The sequence below is a fragment of the Streptomyces sp. RerS4 genome, from assembly GCF_023515955.1.
Classification (GTDB): Bacteria; Actinomycetota; Actinomycetes; order Streptomycetales; family Streptomycetaceae; genus Streptomyces.
On sequence record NZ_CP097322.1, the window covers coordinates 754,891 to 773,210 of the forward strand.

Here is an 18,320-nt window from a genome sequence, read left to right on the forward strand (position 1 = left end):
TCCCACGGAGCCGGGCGGGCGCCCGCGCCCCGCAGGGTCAGCGCCTGCGCCGGCCCGGCGCCGTGGTCGCGAGGAGCGCCTCGGAGACCAGGCGGACACCCCGCGAGAGGCGGCCGAGCTGTTCGAGCTCGACGGCGTACATCCGGATCGCGTTCTCGATGACGGACTCGGCGACGCCCATCGTCGGCAGGTCGGCGCGGCTGGTGTGCAGGGCCACGCGCACGGCCCGCATCTCGTGCTGGAGCTGGAGCTGCACGTGGCGCACGAGGAGCTCGGGGTGACGGGTGAGCGTCAGGTAGCCGCCGTAGCGGGCCGGAAGCAGGTCCCGCAGCCAACGGCTCGCGGTGCGTTCCCAGTCGTGCGTGCCGGGGGCCTTGACCTGGAGGGGCCAGTCCGGGCTGCGCGTGAGGGTGGCCGGCTGAGGCATTCTCGTCACTTCCGAGGGGTGTCGAACTCTGATCGAGACACTGCGTAGGGGGGCGGCCTCGGCCCAGGGGTTGACCGAGGCCGCCAAGGGCGCTGCTACGGGGATCCGAAAGCCCTGACCTGGCACCCGGTCGCGCCGTGAGGAGGAGCGGCGTACCGGTGTGTCTGTTCGAGGAGGACGTGGGGAGCGTCCTCCTTGGCATCCGTCGGATCCGAGCGCCGCCGCCAGTAAACATATATACCGTTGAGTACGCAAGCGTATGAAAAATTTCATACGCTTCGGCTTCGTGAATATCCGCCCCTCAAGAGGGCCGCGAAGTACGGCTCAGAGGAAGAATCCGTGCTGGTCGGCGGCCTGCTCGTACTGTTCGAGCCGGGCCTGCGTGCGTTCCGGATCGGCGTCCGCCATCGCCTGGAGCAGGGCGGCGGAGAGCATTCCGGGGGCCGCGTAGGAGTCGAAGACCAGCCGCGAACCGGTACCGGCGGTGAGGGCCACGTCGGCCTCGTCCACCAGGGGGCCGACGGTGGGGTCGGTGATCAGCACGACGCGCAGACCGGTGCTGCGGGCGGCCCGCAACGCGGCGAGGGTCTCGTTGGCGTGCCGGGGCATGGCGAAGGCCAGCACCCAGGTCCCGCCGGCCGCCCGGGACTGCAACAGGGCGTCGTAGGCGACGCTGCCGCCCCGGGTCACGAGCCGGACGTCGGGGTGGATGCGCCGGGCCGCGTACGCGAAGTACTCGGCCAGGGAGACCGAGATGCGCAGGCCGAGCACGGTCAGGGGGACCGAGCGGGCGAGGTTGCGGCCGATGTCCAGCACCTGGTTGGTGTCCGCCAGGAGCCGGCGGATGTTCTCCAGGTTCTCGATCTCGGCGTCCACGGCGGCCTGGAGCTCGTTGTGGCGGATCTGTTCCCTGCTGTCCGGGGTGCCGGCGACGGCGCTCAGCGCGATCGGCTGGAGGACGTCACGCAGTGCCGGGTAGCCGCTGAACCCGAGGGAGGCCGCGAACCGGGTCACCGACGGCTGGCTCACGCCCGCGCGCTCGGCGAGTTCGGTGATCGAGAGGAACGCCGCCTCGGTGAGGTGGTCGATCAGGTACTGGGCGATCCGCCGCTGGCCCGGGGAGAGGCGGTGGCCGTCGAACAGCGCGAGGAGCCGCTCGGCGGGCGGCCTGACCTGCTCCGGCGCGGCGCCGCTGGGCGTGATCGCGGCCGCCTGCGCGCGTGCCTGCTGCCCCGATGACACCGGAGGGCCTCCTTCTCATGTCACTCGTACTCCAACATAGCCCACGCTCCGTGGTCGGTGATCGTTCGTCCCGGCCGGGCGACCGGTACGGTCGGGCACCCCGTGGGGCCGCCGCGGCGAACGCGGCGACGTGGCGGCCCCCGTGGCTCAGGCCTGCGACCCGGACCGGGCCGGGCGGCCCCGGCCGCGGGTGAGGGAATGGCCCCAGATGCCCGCGAGGGCCGCCAGCACCCCGCCGGCGGCGGTCCAGAGCCAGCGGTCGGACCACCGGCCGCCGGACCAGCCGTCCTCGGGCGCGCGCAGGGCCCGCTGGTCCTCGGAGGCGGTCGCGATCCCGGGGACCAGCGGCTCGGCCAGGGCGGCGTCCACCGCCAGGGCGCCGCCCGTCTCCTTCACCTCGGCCTCCACGCGCGCGCGGACCGGCTGGCCGAGGTCCTCCTCGTGCGCCCCGCTGACGGTCAGGCGTACGTAGTAGCTGCCGGGCAGGGGGTCGTTGGCCCAGGCCTCGGCGCCGGAGCGGACCGCGCGCAGGGTGCAGCTGAGGTCCGCGCCCGGGGCCTCCTTGGACACCGCCACGCTCTGGTTCCCGTAGGTGCAGGCCTGCCGGCGGCGCAGGCCGTCGTACACGTCGACCCGCCAGGTCTGCGTGGCGTGTCGGGCGGCGGACTCGGGCAGGGTGACCGAGGCCCGTACGGTGACCCGGTCGCCGGTGTCGGCGGGGAACACCCAGTACAGGTAGTCACCGGTGGAGGCGGAGGCGGTGGCCTTCTGGCCGGGCCGGAAGGGGGTCGCGCTGCGGAAGCCGGTGCCGGCCTCCGTCGGGCCGGAGCCCTCCCCGCCGGCGCTCGGCGTAGGACTCGGCGCCGCCGTCGCGGTGGCGGCGGGTCCCAGCAGGGCGCTCGCCGCGAGCAGCGCGGCGGTCAGGGTGCGTACGGTACGCATCAGTTGGTCCTCCAGACGGAGACGCGCCAGCGCGAGATCCAGCCCCAGACGAGGCCCGCGAGCAGGCCCACGAGGGCGAGGGCGGCGAGCAGCCACCAGCCGCGGCCGAGCCCGAACGAGGCCAGGTCGGAGCCGGCGTCGGGACCGTCGACCAGGTCGATGGTCAGCTCGACGGGCATGCCGGGCGTGGTCTTGACGGCCGGGCCGGCGGAGAAGGAGTTGCTGACCTGGAGGCAGACCGTCTCGGGCGCCTCGGCGGCGTCGCCGGCCACCCCGTCGAGTTCGGCCTTCGGGTAGCGCAGGCCCGTGGACAGGACGTCGGTGCGGCCGTCGCCGGCCTCGGAGCCGCGGACGATCTCCCGGCCGTGGGTGGTCGTGGCGCGCAGCAGGACGCCGTAGTCGTGGTTGACCGCCCGGTCGACGCCGAGGCTGACCGAGGCGCGCAGTTCCTGCCCTGGGCGGACGTCGACGCGGTACCAGCGGTGCTCGCCGAAGGTCTCGCGGTCGCTGTAGAGGCCCGCGTTCAGCTTCGGGGCGTTCTCGCAGCTCTTGGCGCCCTCGGTGGCGACGGGGGTGACGACGGGGTCGGCCGCCCGGTCGACGAGTTGTCTGACCCTGCCGGAGAGTTCGGCGGTGTGCTGCACGGAGGTGTAGGTGCCTCCGGTGGCCTCCGCGATGCAGGTCAGCTGGGCGCGCGTCTTGGCGTCCGGGACCAGGCCGAGGGTGTCGATGACGAGGTGGATGCCCTTGGCCGCGATCTCGCGGGCGACTTCGCACGGGTCGAGCGGGGCGCAGGTGTCCTCGCCGTCGGTGATGAGGACGATCCGGCGGGTGGCGTTGCCGCCCTCCAGGTCCTGGGCCGCGCCGAGGAGGGCGGGGCCGATCGGGGTCCAGCCGGTGGGGGCGAGGGTGGCGACGGCCGTCTTCGCCTCGGTGCGGTTCACGGCCCCTACGGGGTACAGCTGTTGGGTGTCCTTGCAGCCGAGGTTGCGGTCCTCGCCCGGGTAGGTGGCGCCCAGGGTCCGTATGCCGAGGCGCACTTCGTCGGGGACCGCGTCCAGGACCTCGTTGAAGGCCTGTTTGGCGGCGGCCATCCGGGACTGGCCGTCGATGTCGTTGGCGCGCATCGAGCCGCTGACGTCGAGGACGAGTTCGACCTTGGGTGCTTCCTTCGCCGGTCCGTCGGCCGCTGCGGCGCCCGTGGGGAGGAGCCCCACCGTCAAGGCGACGAGCAGGCCGCAGGCTCCGGCCGCCCATCGTTTTCTTGTGATCATCGCTGGATGGTATGGAGGATCCTCCGGCAATCCAAAACGGGTCGTCGCGGCTCGCGTTCGCCCCTCACGACCCCTGCGGGCGGGTGCGGCGCGCGTGTGCCGCGCGCCGCGTCGCCCGCCGTTACCAGCGCACCGGGTAGCGGCTGACGCCGCGCATGAGGCTGCCCGACAGCCAGGCGAGGGGGCCGCCGGCCGGGTCGGCCGCGAGGTCGGGGAAACGTTCCAGCAGGGCGCGGATCGCGATCCTGCCCTCCATCCGGGCCAGCGGGGCGCCGATGCAGAAGTGCAGGCCGTGGCCGAAGGCGAGGTGGCCCTGCGGGGCGCGCCGGATGTCGAACACGTCGGGCTCGGCGAAGCGGGCGGGGTCCCGGTCGGCGCTCGCCAGCGAGACGAGGACGACGACACCGGCCGGGATGACGACGCCGCCGAGCTCCACGTCCTCGGCGCTGTAGCGGTAGGTGGTGTTCTGCACGGGGCCGTCGTAGCGGAGCATCTCCTCCACCGCCCCGTCGATAAGCCCGTCGTAGTCGGCGCGCAGCGCGGCCAGTTGGTCGGGGTGCGCGAGCAGGGCCCGCACTCCGTTGCCGATGAGGTTGACGGTGGTCTCGTGGCCGGCGATCAGCAGGAGGAAGGCCATGCCGATCAGCTCGTCGGGCGAGAGGGAGTCGCCGTCCTCGTCGCGGGTGCGGATGAGGGCGCTGAGCAGGTCCTCGCCGGGGGCGTGGGCCTTGGCCTCGATGAGTTCGGCGAGGTACCCGCTCAGGTGGACGTGTGCCTCGCCGAGGGCGGCCTCGGACTGCGGTGCCACGACCTCGTTGGACCAGCGGCGGAAGTGTTCGCGGTCGAGGTCGGGGACGCCGAGCAGCTCGCAGATCACCGTCATGGGCAGGGGGAAGGCGAAGGACTCGATCAGGTCGGCGGCGCGTTCGGGGCGGGCCGCCATCGCGTCGAGCAGTTCGTCGGTGATCCGGCGGACGCGCGGACGCAGGGCCTCCACGCGGCGGGCGGTGAACTCGCGGGCCACGAGGCGGCGCAGTCGGGTGTGGTGGGGCGGGTCGGATTCGAGCATGTTGGCGTTGACGGCGGTCGCCTCGATGCCCGGGTGCATGCCCGACGCCCGCCAGTCCTTCAGCAACGCGGGGTGCGTCAGGGCCTGGCGGGCCTCGTCGTGGCCGACGACGAGCCAGTACGGCGCGTCGTCGGGGCTGTCGGAGCCGATCCGGTGGACGGGACCGGCCGCGCGCAGCTTCGCGTAGAAGGGGTACGGGTCGGCGTTGAATTCCTCGGCGTGGGAACTGATGTCGACTACAGGCATCTCTTCACAGTACGGCGCGCTCCGCGCACGGGGCGCGGACGAAACCGGCCGGCCGGCCGTGCCGTGGCCGGAGTTCGCCCCCTGCGTCAGGGAGTCAGGGCGTCAACCCCTCGGGGAGGGAACCGGTGTGGAGGACCGCGAGGTGCTGGGTGGCCCGCGTCAGGGCCACGTAGAGGTCGCTCGGCCGCAGCCGCGCGGGCTCGGCCACGATCACCGTGTCGAACTCCAACCCCTTGGCCTGGAGCGGGTCCAGCAGGACCACCGGCCGCGTCAGGTCGGGCTCCTGCCCCGCCGTGACGCCGGGCAGCGCGGCGGCGAGCGCGGCGTGCAGGGGGCGCGGGGCGATCACCGCGAGCCGACCCTGCGCCGGGGCGACCTCGCGGACGGTTTCGGCGACGGCGCCGGCGAGGTCGTCGACGGCCCGCACGAGGGGGGCCACGCCGGTCGACCGCACCGAGCGCGGGGGCTCGAAATCGGGGCGGTGGGCGCGGAGCACGCCGGCGGCGAGTTCCATGATCTCCGCAGGGGTTCGATAGTTGACCTCAAGTCGGACGCGGTCCCAGCGGGCGCCCGCGTACGGCTCCAGGATCCGCTCCCAGGAGCCGACGCCCGCTTCGTCGCCGGTCTGGGCGGGGTCGCCGACCAGGGTCATGGAGCGGGTGGGACAGCGGCGCATGAGCAGGCGCCAGGTCATCTCGGAGAGTTCCTGTGCCTCGTCGACGATGACGTGCCCGAAGGCCCAGGTGCGGTCGGCGGCGGCGCGTTCGGCCGTCGTGCGGTGGTCGGCCTCCTCGTGGCGCTCCGCCATGCGTTCGGCGTCGATGATGTCGTGCGCGGCGAGGTACTCGCTCTCCTGGTCCTCGAACTCGAAGGACTCGGAGCCCTGGGAGAGGTCGAGGACGCCCTGCGCGTACGCGACGCGCTCCAGCCGGTCGCGTTCGGCGGCGGCGCGCTCGGCGCTGTCGTCCAGGCCGAGGAGTTCGGCGGCCTCGTCGAGCAGGGGCACGTCGGCGGGGGTCCAGTCGCCGGAGGTGCGCCGGATGAGCGCGGCGTCCTCCTCGGAGAGGTGGGTGGGGTCGGCCAGGAACTCCGTGATGAGCCGGCGCGGGGTGAGGTGGGGCCAGAGGGTGTCGATGGCGGCGTGCACCTCGGGGCTGGTGGCGATCTCCTTGGCGAGCTGCGCGATGTCGTCGGGGCCGAGGAGGTTGGGGCCGCCGAAGGGGTCGGCGCCGAGCCGGTCCACGAGCTGCGCGGTGAGCGCGTCGATGACGGCGAAGGCGAAGTAGGGGCGGGCCGGGTTGTGCGGCAGGTGGGTGGCGCGGGCCCGGTCGCGGGCCGCGTGGGCCATCGTCCGGTCCAGCAGGAGGGTGCCGTAGCCCTCGTGATCGATCTCCAGCGCCGGTTCGGGGACGATCTCGCTGTCCTCGCCGCTGCCGGAGGGCACGTGCTCGGGGAGGGTCTGCCGGTCGGCGACGACCCGGGCGAGGACCTCGGCCATCGCGGCGCGGCCCTTGACTGCGGCGGCTCCGGGGCGGTCGGTGCCGGTGGCGTGGAGGCCGGGGAAGAGGTCGCCGGGCGCGGCGAGGAGGACGCCGGTCTCGCCGAGGGAGGGCAGCACCTCGCCGATGTAGTCGAGGAAGGAGGGGTTGGGGCCGACGATCAGCACACCGCGTTTGGCGAGGAGCTCACGGTATGCGTAGAGGAGGTAGGCGGCGCGGTGCAGGGCGACCGCCGTCTTCCCGGTGCCGGGGCCGCCCTCCACCACGAGGACGCCCTGGTGGGGCGAGCGGATGACCCGGTCCTGTTCGGCCTGGATCGTCTGCACGATGTCGTGCATGCGGCCCGTGCGGGCGGCGTCGAGTGCGGCGAGCAGAACCGCGTCCGCGTCGGCGCCCTCGTAGCCGCTGCGCTCGGTGTCGGTGAGGTCGAGGATCTCGTCGTGCAGGGCGGTGACGCGGCGGTCCTCCAGGGTGATGTGGCGCCGGCGGCGCAGACCCATGGGGACGTGGCCCGTCGCGAGGTAGAACGGGCGGGCCTGCTCGGCACGCCAGTCGAGCACGAGGGGCGTGCGCTCGGCGTCGTCCTGGCGGATTCCGATGCGGCCGATGTGGTGCCGGCGGCCGTCGGAGAAATCGAGTCGGCCGAAACAGAGGCCGTTTTCGGCGGCGTTCAGCATGGAAAGCAGCCCCGACTGCTCGGCGACGAGCACGTCCCTTTCCAGGCGCGCCTGGAATCCGGTGGCGCCTTCGCGCAGAGCGCCCTGAACTGCCCGTTCGGCCTGGTCGCGCAGGTCTTCGAGGCGCTCGTACAGCTCGGTGACGAATTGTTGTTCACTCTGGAATTCGACGTTTGACAAGGCCACTCCCTGCGCGATACGATGCACCCGTAAGACTTCTTCACGACTCCGTTCAAAACGAAGTCGTGAACTGTCAAATATACGCGCACACGAGCCTTGGACGTCAATTCGTCCGGGGCTTTTTTGTTTTCCCACCGTCGGGCTGCCGGCCGGCGCCGGCGAGGTCCAGGGGTCCCGGGGTGGACGTGGGCGTGTCGCACGGATGGGTGTGGACGAAGCCCCCCGGCACGACAGGCTTCGGGCGGGCTCGTAGCGTCGTCAGGGAATCGGACCCACCGGTCCGAGGGCCCGGACAGGGCCGGACACCCGCCAGGGGGGGTCTGCCGACGAGAGGCCGAGCCGATGCGAAGTGACGCCCCGATAGCCGCGCCCATCACCGTCCCGATCGACACTCCCGTGACCGTGTCCGTCGCCGCGTCCAAGGCCGGCTCCGGCTCCCGCCGCCCCGTCCTCTACCCGGTGACCGCGCTCGTGCACACGACGGTCACCGGGACCGCGACCGCTGCCGGGACCCCGCGCGCCGAGTACGTCGCCACGCCCGGGAACGGGTCCGCCGCCAAGGCGGCCCCCACCGAGCCGGTGACCGCGCCGGCCGTCTCCGCCGGCGCGCAGCCGGAACCCGAGGCGTCCGCCCCGGCGGCCGGCCTGTTCCGGGTCCACCGGGGTCTGGCCGGGCCCGAGGAGTTGGCCGCGCTCGCGGTGGTGTTCGCCTGCCTGGCCGCCCGAACCGGCGCGACCGGCGCCCGGCACGCCCGCGTCGCCCCGCACCGCCCGCGCCCCCGCCGGCGATCCGCCGGACACGGCTGCTGGGCGGGGTGCTGGGCCTGTCGCTGAACCACCCCGACAGCGCCCCGCCCGCCCCGCCGGCCGGGGTCACGTCCCGGCGGCGGGGCGCCGTCACGTCACCGCACGTGCAGCAGCTTCGACATGACGTCGTGGAGCACCCCGTAGGGGTCCGCGGCGGGCCCCTCCGAGCGCCACGCCACGAAGCCGTCCGGGCGGACCAGCACCGCGCCCTCGGCGGGCAGCTCGTGCGCCTGCGCCCAGTCGACGTCGTCCACCGGCCTGAGGTCGGCCTCCGGTTCGGGGCCCACCGTCCAGGCGTCCAGGTGTGCGCCGAGTTCCCGCCGGACCCGGGCGGCCGCCGCCGACCAGGGCGTGCCCACGCCGCTGAGCAGCGTGAACGAGCGCTCGTAGAGGTCCAGCGTGGAGATCCGCTCCCCCGCCCGGAGCAGCCACAGGTGCGGGGCGCGGGTGCCGACGTCGCCCTTCAGGCGCATCTCCTCGGGGATGATCGGCCGGTCGGGGTCGCCGCCGATGACCGCGCCGGTCGGGTAGCAGTAGCCCATGGCGGTGGTGAGGACCCCGCTGCCGGGTCCGCCGCCCATGGTGGGCGGCGGCACGTAGCCGGGGTGGCTGTGTTCGGCGGAACGGGCCGAGGCGCGTTCGCTGGTGGCCCGTGCGACGGGGAGCCGCTCGGCCTCGTAGGTGGCGAGGAGGCCGGGCCCGGCGGAGCCGTTGAGCACCGCGGCGACCTTCCAGGCCAGGTTGTGTCCGTCCTGGATGCCGGTGTTGGAGCCGAAGGCGCCGGTGGGCGACATCTCGTGGGCCGCGTCGCCCACGAGGAAGACCCGGCCGACCTGGTACTTCTCGGCGACCCGTTCCGCCGCGTGCCAGGGGGCCTTGCCGCCGACCTGGACGTCCAGGTCCGGGAGGCCGATGGCGTTGCGGATCTGGGCCACGCAACGCTCATCGGTGAAGTCCTCAAGGGTCTCGCCGGTGTCCGGGTGCCAGGGGGCGTGGAAGACCCACTGGGTCTCGTTGTCGACCGGCAGCAGGGCCCCGTCGGCGCCCGGCTTCATCAGGTAGCAGACGATGAACCGAAGGTCGCCCAGGGCCTCGGCGAGCCCCTCGGAGCGGAAGACGATGCTGACGTTGTGGAAGAGTTCGCCGCTGCCCGTCTGGCGGATGCCGAGTCCTTCGCGTACCGGGCTGCGCGGGCCGTCGGCGGCGATCAGGAAGTCCGCGCGGACGGTGACGTGCTCGCCGGTCTCCCGGTTCTTCACCAGGGCGCTCACTCCGTCCGCGTCCTGGTCGAAGCTCATCAGTTCGGTGGAGAAGCGCACGTCGGCGCCCTGCGCGCGGCTCTGTGCGGCCAACAGCGGCTCGATGTTGTTCTGGCTGCACAGGCACCAGCCGGTCGGGCTGAAGCGGCGCAGGGCGTTGCCGGGGTCGACGGCCTTGATGAGCCACTTGTGCTCGCCGCCGATCAGCGCGTGCGTCTGCAGGATGCCCTGATTGGCCTCCAGGGCGGACGCTTCCTTGCGGATGGCGGGCTCCGCACCCGCCGTCCGGAACAGTTCCATGGTCCGGGCGTTGATGCCGCGGCCTCGGGGGTGGACGGAGGTACCGGAGTGCTTCTCGACCAGCATGTGTCTGATGCCGTGACGGCTCAGGAACAGCGAGGTGGACAGGCCCACGAGGGAGCCGCCCACGACGAGGACCGGTACGCGAACATCGGCATTCTCTTCCATCAGCTGCGGGCTCCTGTTTCGTGTGGGGGGCAGTGGAACGCCTTATGCCCACGATCGGGGACGAAGCCCTGGCGAGTCGTCTCTTGTCACCCGCTTGATCCGGAGATGTAGCGAGACGTACCCGGGCGGATGACGATGAGCGACAGCGGCGGCCCCTTCGGCCCTGCCGCCCGTGGTTCCCGATCAGCGCGAGGCCCGAGGTCCCGCGCCCCCGGGGAGCCGCCGCCGATCGGCGCACGTGAGCGCGACGCGCCGGCCTTCACGCCCTCACGAAGGAGTGAGCAGATGACAACCACCCTGTCCGAACGGGTGTCCCAGTCGGCTTTCGACGGCTCCATGCTCCGGGTCGTCCTGCTGATGGACCTGCACGAGGGGGCCCAACAGCGGTTCTTCGAGGCCTACGAGCAGCTGCGCCACGACATCGCCTCGGTTCCCGGACACCTCGGCGACCAGCTGTGCCAGTCCTTCGAGAACCCCTCGCAGTGGCTGATCACCAGTGAGTGGGCGAGCGCGCCGCAGTACCTCGCCTGGGTCAACAGCGAGGAGCACCAGAAGCAGGTCCGCCCGCTCGGTGCCTGCGCGCGGTCCATGCGTCCGCTGAAGTTCACCGTCCTGCGCGAGACCGGCCGGCGCTACGAGGCCCCCACCACGGCGGTCGGTGTCCGGCTCCAGGACGCCCCCCGGCTGGGGGCGGGCATCGTCCGTCACGCGCTGACCTTCACCGTCAAGCCGGGCAGCGAGGCGAAGGTGGCGCAGATCCTGTCGTCGTACGCCTCCCCGCAGGCCCGCGTCGACGACCACACCCGGCTGTGCCGGACCTCCCTGTTCATGCACGGCAACCGCGTGGTGCGGGCGGTGGAGGTGCGGGGCGACCTGATGGCGGCGCTGCGGCACGTGTCGGAGCAGCCCGAGGTCCGGGCCGTGGAGGAGGCCATCAACCCGTACCTGGAACAGGACCGGGACCTTGCCGACCCGGAGTCGGCCCGGATGTTCTTCATGCGGGCGGCGCTGCCGGCCGTCCACCATCTGGCGGAGCACGGCAAGCAGCCGCGGGAGGTGCGCCGGCACGCGTTCTTCTACCCGGCGAAGCCCGGTTGCGGCTCGATGCTCGCCCGCTTCCTGGCCCGGCAGGACGAGGCGGCGGCGAAGTTGGCGACGAGTCCGGTGCTGAGCAGCACCGTCTTCCAGCGGGACGACGTCGTGGTCCGCCTCCTCGACGTGTTCGGGCCGGCCGACGAGCGTTTCGCCGCCGGATTCGGCATCGAGGGCTCCCGTCAGGCGGCGGTCCTGGACCGTCTGCTGGCCGGGACGCCGGGTACGGGCCGGCCCGGCCCGTACGCCATGGACCTGATCACGGACCGCCGGGCTCCGGCGGAGTCCTGATCCGGGAGGGGCACGCACGCCGCGACGCGGCCACGCGGTCAGCCCGTCACCCCATCGCCACGGCGAGCGCCGCGGCCCCGCTCCATCCCTCACCACCACCGGCAGCCGACGTCCAGGCTCCGGGTACGCCAGGAGGAAGCCTGTCATGACGAGACATCACCCGCGGATCGTCGATCTCAGCGAGACCCAGCCCAACCGCCGGCGCGGAGGTGATCTGCGTGCCGTGCTCACCCCGACGTCGGTGGGTTCGACGAGCGGGTTCATGGGCCTGGCGGTGATGGCCCCCGGGGAGTCGATCGCCGAGCACTACCACCCGTACTCCGAGGAGTTCGTGTACGTGGTCAGCGGCACGCTGGAGGTGGACCTCGACGGCGAGGCGCACCCGCTGCGCACCGATCAGGGCCTGCTGGTCCCGCTGAACATGCGCCACCGGTTCCGCAACGTCGGCGACACCGAGGCCCGGATGGTCTTCCACCTCGGTCCGCTCGCCCCGCGCCCCGAGCTCGGGCACGTCGACACCGAGGAGGCCCCGAACCCGGAGGCCTCCGGGTGGGCGGAGCGCCCGCCGGAGCGCTCGGGAGCGGTGTCGTGACCCGGCGGCGGGTGGCCGTCACGGGTGTCGGCGTCGTCGCCCCGGGCGGCATAGGCGCCCCCGCGTTCTGGGACCTGCTGTCCAACGGCCGTACGGCGACCAGGGGCATCACCCTCTTCGACCCGGCCGGGTTCCGCTCCCGGATAGCCGCCGAGGTCGACTTCGACCCGGCCTCGCACGGGCTCGGCGCGGACGACACGGCGAGGGCGGACCGGTACATCCAGTTCGCGTTGGTCGCCGCCCGCGAGGCGGTCGCGGACGCCGGCCTGGAGCTCGACCGCGAGGACGCCTGGCGTACGGGGGTGTCCCTCGGCACGGCCGTCGGCGGCACGACCCGGCTGGAGCACGACTACGTGGCCGTCAGTCAGAAGGGCGACTGGTGGGACGTGGACCACCGGCTGTCCTCCCCCTTCCTGCACCGGGCGTTCACGCCCGCGACCCTCGCCTCGGCGGTGGCGGAGCAGACGGGGGCGCGCGGGCCGGTGCAGACCGTCTCGACGGGCTGCACGTCGGGGCTCGACGCCGTCGGGTACGCCGTGCACGCCATCCAGGAGGGTCGGATGGACGTCTGCATAGCGGGCGCCTCGGACTCCCCCGTCTCCCCCATCACCGTGGCCTGCTTCGACGCGATCAAGGCGACCTCGGCGAACAACGACGACCCGGCGCACGCGTCGCGTCCCTTCGACGCCGACCGGGACGGTTTCGTCCTCGGCGAGGGCGGCGCCGTCCTCGTCCTGGAGGAGTGGGAGCACGCACGGGCCCGCGGGGCGACCGTCTACTGCGAGATAGGCGGATACGCCACCTTCGGCAACGCCCACCACATGACCGGGCTGACCGCCGAGGGCCTGGAGATGGCCCGCGCCATCGAGACGGCGCTGGCGCAGGCCCGGATAGCCGCCGAGGACATCGACTACGTCAACGCGCACGGTTCGGGCACCAAGCAGAACGACCGCCACGAGACGGCGGCCGTCAAGCGGGTGCTGAAGGACCACGCGTACCGGACGCCGATGACCTCCATCAAGTCGATGGTCGGGCACTCCCTCGGGGCGATCGGCGCGATCGAACTCGCGGCCTGCGTGCTGGCGATGACCCACCACGTGGTGCCACCGACCGCGAACTACGAGACCCCCGACCCGGAGTGCGACCTGGACTACGTGCCGCGCACGGCCCGCAGCCACACCCTGCGCAGCGTGCTGTCCGTCGGCAGCGGCTTCGGCGGCTTCCAGTCCGCCGTGGTCATGACCCAGCCCAAGGAGGTACGTGCGTGAAAAGCAGTCCAGCCGGCGCGTCGCCGGCCGTCACGGGCATCGGGATCGTCGCGCCCAACGGGATCGGCGCCGAGGCCTTCTGGAAGGCCGTCCAGGCGGGCGACAGCGTCCTGGACCGGGTGACCCGGCAGGGCTGCGAGCACCTGCCGGTCCGGGTGGCGGGCGAGGTGCGGGGCTTCGACCCCGGCTCGCTGGTCGAGGACCGGTTCCTGGTGCAGACGGACCGCTTCAGTCACTACGCGCTGGCGGCGGCCGATCTCGCGCTGGAACACGCCCGCCTCGGTCGGGCGGACTACGAGGACGACCCGTACGCGGTGGGCGTGGTCACGGCCGCCGGCTCCGGTGGCGGCGAGTTCGGACAGCGCGAGCTCCAGCGGCTGTGGGGGCAGGGCCCCCGCTACGTCGGCCCGTACCAGTCGATCGCCTGGTTCTACGCGGCCAGCACCGGCCAGGTGTCCATCCGACGCGGGTTCAAGGGCCCGTGCGGGGTGGTGGCGAGCGACGAGGCGGGCGGGCTGGACGCCTTCGCGCACGCCGCGCGGGCGATCCGACAGGGCAGCCGGGCCATGCTGGTCGGTGCGACGGAGGCCCCCCTCGCCCCGTATTCGGTGGTCTGCCAGCTGGGTTACGAGGGGCTGAGCACCTGGGACGACCCGGAGCGCGCCTACCGGCCCTTCACCGCGAAGGCCTGCGGGTTCGTGCCCGCGGAGGGCGGCGCGATGTTCACCGTCGAGGACGTCGCGGCGGCCCGGCGGCGCGGCGCTCCCGTGCGGGCCCTGGTGGCCGGACACGCCGCGACCTTCACCGGCACCGGACTCCGGGAGGAGTCGGGCGAGGGGCTCGCGCACGCCATCCGCGGCGCGCTGCGGGAGGCGGACTGCGCCCCCGAGGAGGTGGACGTGGTCTTCGCCGACGCCCTGGGCACGCCCGAGGGGGACGCCGCCGAGGTGCGGGCGATCCACGACGCGCTCGGCGGGTACGGGGCCAAGGTGGCGGTGACGGCGCCGAAGACGGGGTTCGGTCGGGCGTACTGCGCGGCCGCCACCCTCGACGTCGCCACGGCCGTGCTGGCCCTGGAGCACGGCATCGTGCCGCCCACGCCGAACGTCTTCGACGTCTGCCACGACCTGGATCTGGTCATGGGCGGCGCGCGCGTCGCCCCGCTGCGGACCGCGCTCGTGCTGAGCCGGGGCCGTATGGGGTCGAACGCGGCACTCGTCCTGCGCAAGGGGCCCGAATCCCCGGGTTAGGGATCGGCACCCCGGTTGGTCAGGGCCGTGCGGGCTTCGGCGCGGCGGCCCCCGGAAGCACGAGAGAGAGAAGGCACCATGTCCGACCGACTGACCATGGAAGAGCTGGCGGCCCTGATGAAGGGCGCCGGCATCACCGTCGACCCCGCCGAGATGGCGAGCCGTCCGGACGCGCAGTTCGACGAGTACGGCCTCGACTCGCTCGGGCTGCTCGGCATCGTCGGCGAGCTGGAGAACCGGCGGGGTCGTGCGCTTCCCACCGACGCGGACCGCTGCAAGAGCCCGCGCGAGTTCCTCGACCTCGTCAACAACAGCCTCATGACCGGAGCCTGACATGCCTGGACACACCGACAACGAGATCACCGTCAACGCGCCCGTCGACCTGGTCTGGGACGTGACCAACGACCTGCCGAACTGGCCCGAGCTGTTCAGCGAGTACGCGTCGATCGAGATCCTGGAGAAGAAGGGCGACACCACGCGCTTCCGCCTCGCCATGCACCCCGACGAGAACGGTGTGGTGTGGAGCTGGGTCTCCGAGCGGACGGTGGACCGGGCGGGGCTGACCGTCAAGGCCCGCCGGGTCGAGACCGGTCCGTTCGCGCACATGAACATCCACTGGGAGTACGGGGAGGCCCCGGGCGGTGGCACGCGGATGCGCTGGGTCCAGGACTTCGCGATGAAGCCGGACGCGCCCATCGACGACGCGGGGATGACCGACCGCATCAACCACAACTCCCGGATCCAGATGGAACTGATCCGGGACAAGATCGAGAAGCTGGAGCGGGACAAGCGCAAGACCGTCACGGGTCGCCGCTGAGCCTCCGAGGCCCGGTGCCCCCGTGACCGCTCCCCCTCCCCCTCCCCGAGACGAAAGGCACGTACTCCGATGCACCAAGCCCTCATCGTGGCGCGCATGGCGCCCGGTTCGGCGCCCGACATCGCCGGTCTGTTCGCCGAATCGGACGCGGGCGAACTGCCGCGCCTGGTCGGGGTCAGCCGGCGCAGCCTGTTCCAGTTCGGCGACGTGTACATGCACCTGATCGAGTCCGACACGGACCCCGGTCCGGCCATCGCCCGGGTCGCCGGACATCCGGAGTTCCGGACCCTGAGCGACCGGCTCTCGGCCTACGTCAGCCCGCACGACCCCGAGACCTGGCGCAGCCCCAAGGACGCCATGGCCCACCGATTCTACCGCTGGGAGCGCCACCCCGGCCGGTAGGCGGGGAGTCGTAGGGGTGCCCCTGCGCGGCCGGGCCGCGCCGGCCGGCTCGGGCACCCGCGGGCGTGCCTCACCGCTGGTGACGGCAGCAATTCGGCAGGTAGTTTTTGCGTGAATACCTGACTGAATTCCCGTCAACAAGCTTCCGCCTACTATCTCGATTTGATAACGACATCACCGGAAAGGCCTGGACCTTTCTGCTACTACGCGCGTAACTCCCTTGATTTTCAAACAACTTGACAGATCATCAAATTCAGCCGCCAGGTAACGGATAGATATCCCGAGCCTGGCTCCCGTTTGTCCGAATTCTCCACGGCGCCCTTCTGGCAAGCTTCCGCGCACCCACTCTCCTGACAAGGACTTGAGGTGCGCATGACATCCCGATCCACCGCACGCCACTCCGGCGGCCGCAAACGCCGCGACCACCGGCGCAGACCCCGGAAGTTGCTGCTGTTGGCCACCGCCATGGCCGCGGCCGGCCTCATAGCCGGCGGCATCACCTACTCCGGCCTCGGCGACGACGCCGAGGCCACCACCGCCACGGCCGCCGGTGCGCCGGACTCCCCCACACCCGAACCGGCCGCCGCACCGGCCCGGGACGAGGAGCCCGCCCCCGTCACGGCCACCCCCGCGAACGAGGGCGCGCGCGGCCTGGTCTACGACGGACTCCAGGCGGCGCCCAAGGGCGACCGCTGCGCCGGCGTCTACCGCACCGACGCCGGTCACTGCACCCACGGCCCGGACGCCCCTCCCGGGGGCGTCGACATCAAGAAGGACGTCGAGCCCGTCGTCCGCGTGAAGGCCCCGGCGGCCGATCCCGCCGCCGCCGGCGGCGACAGCCCCGCCGCGGAAGGCGCCGGGCGTCCTCAGGACGCGCCCGTCGCCGCCGACGCCCAGAGCGCCACGTCCGCGGCGGCGCCCGCCCCGCCGGTCGCCGGCTCCCAGGGCGTGGCCGCCGGCCCCGCCGGACAGACCGTCCAGTGCGACGGCGACGGCACCTCCGGCAACCGCGTCCAGGTGGTCTACGTCCACCCGCCGGGCGGCGACCGCTTCGCCGAGTACCAGGCCTCCTTCCGCAAGTGGGCGGCCGACGCCGACGTCATCTACGCGGCCAGCGCCAAGGAGACGGGCGGTGTCCGCCACATCCGCTACGTGACGGCCGCCGACTGCACCCCGGTGGTGCTCAACATCGAACTCCCGGCGTCCGCACTCGCCGAGTTCAGCGCCACGAACAAGGCGCTCGCCGCCAAGGGACTCGACCGCCGCGACCGCAAGTACATGATCTTCGCGGACTCCAAGGTGTACTGCGGCATCGGCACCTTCAACGGCGACGAGCGCCCCGGCCAGAACAACCTGAGCAACTTCGGCCCCTCCTACGGGCGTACCGACTCGGGCTGCTGGGGCGGCCACACCGCCGCGCACGAACTCGGCCACAACCTGGGCGCGGTCAACAACAGCGCGCCCAACACCAGCCGGGGCGCGCACTGTACGGACGAGTGGGACGTGATGTGCTACTCGGACTCCCCGTACTACCCGAAGATGCGCAACGTCTGCACCAACCAGGCCGCCGAGAACATCCTGGACTGCAACCACGACGACTACTTCCACACCAGTCCCAAGCCCGGCAGCTACCTGGCCACGCACTGGAACATCGCCGACAACCAGTTCCTGATGCGCACGACCGGCGGGGGCGGCACCGACCCGAACCCGGGCCCGGGGCCCAGCCCGAAGCCGACGCCCACCCCCACCAAGAAGCCCGGCGGCGGCCCGACGGTGACGGCCGGTCAGGTCCAGGCGGACTCCGCCGTGCTGAGCTGGCCCAAGGTCGAGGGAGCCGCCTGGTACCAGGTCCTGCTGAACGGCAAGCACCTGACCTGGGTGCAGTCCACCTCCCTGCGGGTCTACAACCTGCGTCCGGGCACCGCCTACACGGCCGCCGTCTCGGTACGTGACGGCGCCGGCCGCGACAGCGGTCCCGGAAAGGCCGCGTCCTTCCGTACGACCGACGCCGGCGGCGGCGCCACCACCCCGGGGACCCGCTACGTCCTCGGCAACGGCAGCAGCGGCATGGCCGCCGAGATCTGGGGCGGCCGCACCGCCGACGGCACCGTGCTCGTCACCGGCCGCACCAACGGCTACGCGCAGCAGCAGTGGTACTTCGACGACGCCGGCGGCGGGCTGGTCCGGATCCGCTCCGCCGTCTCCGGCAAGTGCCTCCAGCCCGGCGGCGCCCCGGCGGCGGGCATGTGGGTCGCCCAGCAGCCGTGCGGGAACGCCTCCGCGCAGTCCTGGAAGATCACCTCCCGCGACGGCGGGGTGAGCGTCACCGACCCGAGCGGCGGCTTCGCCCTGACCGTCGGCAACCGCCCGTACTACGGGAACTGGCTGCTGGAGTTGCAGCGCGCGGACGGTCGTCCCGCGCAGGTCTGGACGGCCCGCAAGGCCTCCTGACCCTCCCGGCGGGCGGTCGCACGGCGCGGCCGCCCGCCGTACCCCTCCCTCCCACACGCCTGGAGCA

Annotated in this window: 16 protein-coding genes; 9 read left to right on the forward strand and 7 right to left on the reverse strand. The window is 72.7% G+C overall.

What is annotated here, in order from left to right; all coding sequences use genetic code 11:
• Nucleotides 1-37: 37 nt before the first annotated feature.
• The 6 genes from M4D82_RS03425 to M4D82_RS03450 all read right to left on the reverse strand — a co-directional run bounded on the left by M4D82_RS03425 (nucleotide 38) and on the right by M4D82_RS03450 (nucleotide 7,562).
• Complete coding sequence (locus tag M4D82_RS03425) at nucleotides 38-427, reverse strand: hypothetical protein (RefSeq protein ID WP_249771413.1); 390 nt, start codon at nucleotides 425-427, stop codon at nucleotides 38-40.
• A gap of 324 nt (nucleotides 428-751) precedes the next feature.
• Nucleotides 752-1,669, reverse strand: coding sequence for a MurR/RpiR family transcriptional regulator (locus M4D82_RS03430; RefSeq protein WP_249764599.1), 918 nt, complete (start codon nucleotides 1,667-1,669; stop codon nucleotides 752-754).
• 147 nt (nucleotides 1,670-1,816) lie between these two features.
• Nucleotides 1,817-2,611 carry a hypothetical protein gene (locus tag M4D82_RS03435; RefSeq protein WP_249764600.1) on the reverse strand — a complete coding sequence of 265 codons (795 nt, stop codon included), beginning with the start codon at nucleotides 2,609-2,611 and terminating at the stop codon, nucleotides 1,817-1,819.
• Nucleotides 2,611-3,885 carry a VWA domain-containing protein gene (locus M4D82_RS03440; protein WP_249764601.1) on the reverse strand — a complete coding sequence of 425 codons (1,275 nt, stop codon included), beginning with the start codon at nucleotides 3,883-3,885 and terminating at the stop codon, nucleotides 2,611-2,613. The genes M4D82_RS03435 and M4D82_RS03440 overlap by 1 nt, the downstream gene beginning before the upstream one ends.
• Before the next feature lie 121 nt (nucleotides 3,886-4,006).
• The gene (locus M4D82_RS03445; RefSeq protein WP_249764602.1) at nucleotides 4,007-5,200 is read right to left on the reverse strand and encodes a cytochrome P450 family protein; all 1,194 of its coding nucleotides are present in this window, start codon (nucleotides 5,198-5,200) and stop codon (nucleotides 4,007-4,009) included.
• Between the two features lie 94 nt (nucleotides 5,201-5,294).
• Nucleotides 5,295-7,562, reverse strand: coding sequence for a HelD family protein (locus M4D82_RS03450; protein ID WP_249764603.1), 2,268 nt, complete (start codon nucleotides 7,560-7,562; stop codon nucleotides 5,295-5,297).
• A gap of 336 nt (nucleotides 7,563-7,898) precedes the next feature.
• On the opposite strand from M4D82_RS03450, the gene M4D82_RS03455 reads away from it, so the two are divergent.
• Nucleotides 7,899-8,390 (forward strand): acyl-CoA carboxylase epsilon subunit, encoded by a 492-nt coding sequence (locus M4D82_RS03455; protein ID WP_249764604.1) that lies wholly within the window; start codon nucleotides 7,899-7,901, stop codon nucleotides 8,388-8,390.
• 68 nt (nucleotides 8,391-8,458) lie between these two features.
• Here M4D82_RS03455 and M4D82_RS03460 read toward each other — a convergent pair whose 3' ends face one another.
• Nucleotides 8,459-10,090: an FAD-dependent oxidoreductase gene (locus M4D82_RS03460; RefSeq protein ID WP_249764605.1), complete on the reverse strand. Its 1,632-nt coding sequence runs from the start codon at nucleotides 10,088-10,090 to the stop codon at nucleotides 8,459-8,461.
• Nucleotides 10,091-10,375: 285 nt separating this feature from the next.
• On the opposite strand from M4D82_RS03460, the gene M4D82_RS03465 reads away from it, so the two are divergent.
• The 8 genes from M4D82_RS03465 (at nucleotide 10,376) to M4D82_RS03500 (ending at nucleotide 18,253) form a co-directional block, all read left to right on the forward strand.
• Entirely contained in the window at nucleotides 10,376-11,473 is a 1,098-nt protein-coding gene (locus M4D82_RS03465) for a SchA/CurD-like domain-containing protein (RefSeq protein ID WP_249764606.1), read from the forward strand.
• A gap of 145 nt (nucleotides 11,474-11,618) precedes the next feature.
• A complete protein-coding gene (locus tag M4D82_RS03470; protein WP_249764607.1) occupies nucleotides 11,619-12,065 on the forward strand; it encodes a cupin domain-containing protein in 447 nt (148 codons plus the stop codon).
• Complete coding sequence (locus M4D82_RS03475) at nucleotides 12,062-13,333, forward strand: beta-ketoacyl-[acyl-carrier-protein] synthase family protein (protein WP_249764608.1); 1,272 nt, start codon at nucleotides 12,062-12,064, stop codon at nucleotides 13,331-13,333. Before M4D82_RS03470 ends, M4D82_RS03475 begins: the two co-directional genes overlap by 4 nt.
• A complete protein-coding gene (locus tag M4D82_RS03480) occupies nucleotides 13,330-14,583 on the forward strand; it encodes a beta-ketoacyl synthase N-terminal-like domain-containing protein (protein WP_249764609.1) in 1,254 nt (417 codons plus the stop codon). Before M4D82_RS03475 ends, M4D82_RS03480 begins: the two co-directional genes overlap by 4 nt.
• Before the next feature lie 78 nt (nucleotides 14,584-14,661).
• Nucleotides 14,662-14,916 (forward strand): acyl carrier protein, encoded by a 255-nt coding sequence (locus M4D82_RS03485; protein WP_249764610.1) that lies wholly within the window; start codon nucleotides 14,662-14,664, stop codon nucleotides 14,914-14,916.
• Nucleotide 14,917: 1 nt separating this feature from the next.
• On the forward strand, nucleotides 14,918-15,400 hold the full coding sequence (locus tag M4D82_RS03490) for an SRPBCC family protein (RefSeq protein ID WP_249764611.1): 483 nt from the start codon (nucleotides 14,918-14,920) through the stop codon (nucleotides 15,398-15,400).
• A gap of 69 nt (nucleotides 15,401-15,469) precedes the next feature.
• Complete coding sequence (locus M4D82_RS03495) at nucleotides 15,470-15,802, forward strand: TcmI family type II polyketide cyclase (RefSeq protein ID WP_249764612.1); 333 nt, start codon at nucleotides 15,470-15,472, stop codon at nucleotides 15,800-15,802.
• Between the two features lie 372 nt (nucleotides 15,803-16,174).
• On the forward strand, nucleotides 16,175-18,253 hold the full coding sequence (locus M4D82_RS03500; RefSeq protein ID WP_249764613.1) for an RICIN domain-containing protein: 2,079 nt from the start codon (nucleotides 16,175-16,177) through the stop codon (nucleotides 18,251-18,253).
• Nucleotides 18,254-18,320: the final 67 nt, after the last annotated feature.

Coding starts and splice junctions, on each gene's coding strand:
- M4D82_RS03460 (WP_249764605.1), bottom strand. CDS start 10,090: ATGGAAGAGAATGCCGATGTTCGCGTACCGGTCCTCGTCGTGGGCGGC.
- M4D82_RS03425 (WP_249771413.1), bottom strand. CDS start 427: ATGCCTCAGCCGGCCACCCTCACGCGCAGCCCGGACTGGCCCCTCCAG.
- M4D82_RS03470 (WP_249764607.1), top strand. CDS start 11,619: ATGACGAGACATCACCCGCGGATCGTCGATCTCAGCGAGACCCAGCCC.
- M4D82_RS03435 (WP_249764600.1), bottom strand. CDS start 2,611: ATGCGTACCGTACGCACCCTGACCGCCGCGCTGCTCGCGGCGAGCGCC.
- M4D82_RS03455 (WP_249764604.1), top strand. CDS start 7,899: ATGCGAAGTGACGCCCCGATAGCCGCGCCCATCACCGTCCCGATCGAC.
- M4D82_RS03495 (WP_249764612.1), top strand. CDS start 15,470: ATGCACCAAGCCCTCATCGTGGCGCGCATGGCGCCCGGTTCGGCGCCC.
- M4D82_RS03490 (WP_249764611.1), top strand. CDS start 14,918: ATGCCTGGACACACCGACAACGAGATCACCGTCAACGCGCCCGTCGAC.
- M4D82_RS03465 (WP_249764606.1), top strand. CDS start 10,376: ATGACAACCACCCTGTCCGAACGGGTGTCCCAGTCGGCTTTCGACGGC.
- M4D82_RS03445 (WP_249764602.1), bottom strand. CDS start 5,200: ATGCCTGTAGTCGACATCAGTTCCCACGCCGAGGAATTCAACGCCGAC.
- M4D82_RS03500 (WP_249764613.1), top strand. CDS start 16,175: ATGACATCCCGATCCACCGCACGCCACTCCGGCGGCCGCAAACGCCGC.
- M4D82_RS03485 (WP_249764610.1), top strand. CDS start 14,662: ATGTCCGACCGACTGACCATGGAAGAGCTGGCGGCCCTGATGAAGGGC.
- M4D82_RS03440 (WP_249764601.1), bottom strand. CDS start 3,885: ATGATCACAAGAAAACGATGGGCGGCCGGAGCCTGCGGCCTGCTCGTC.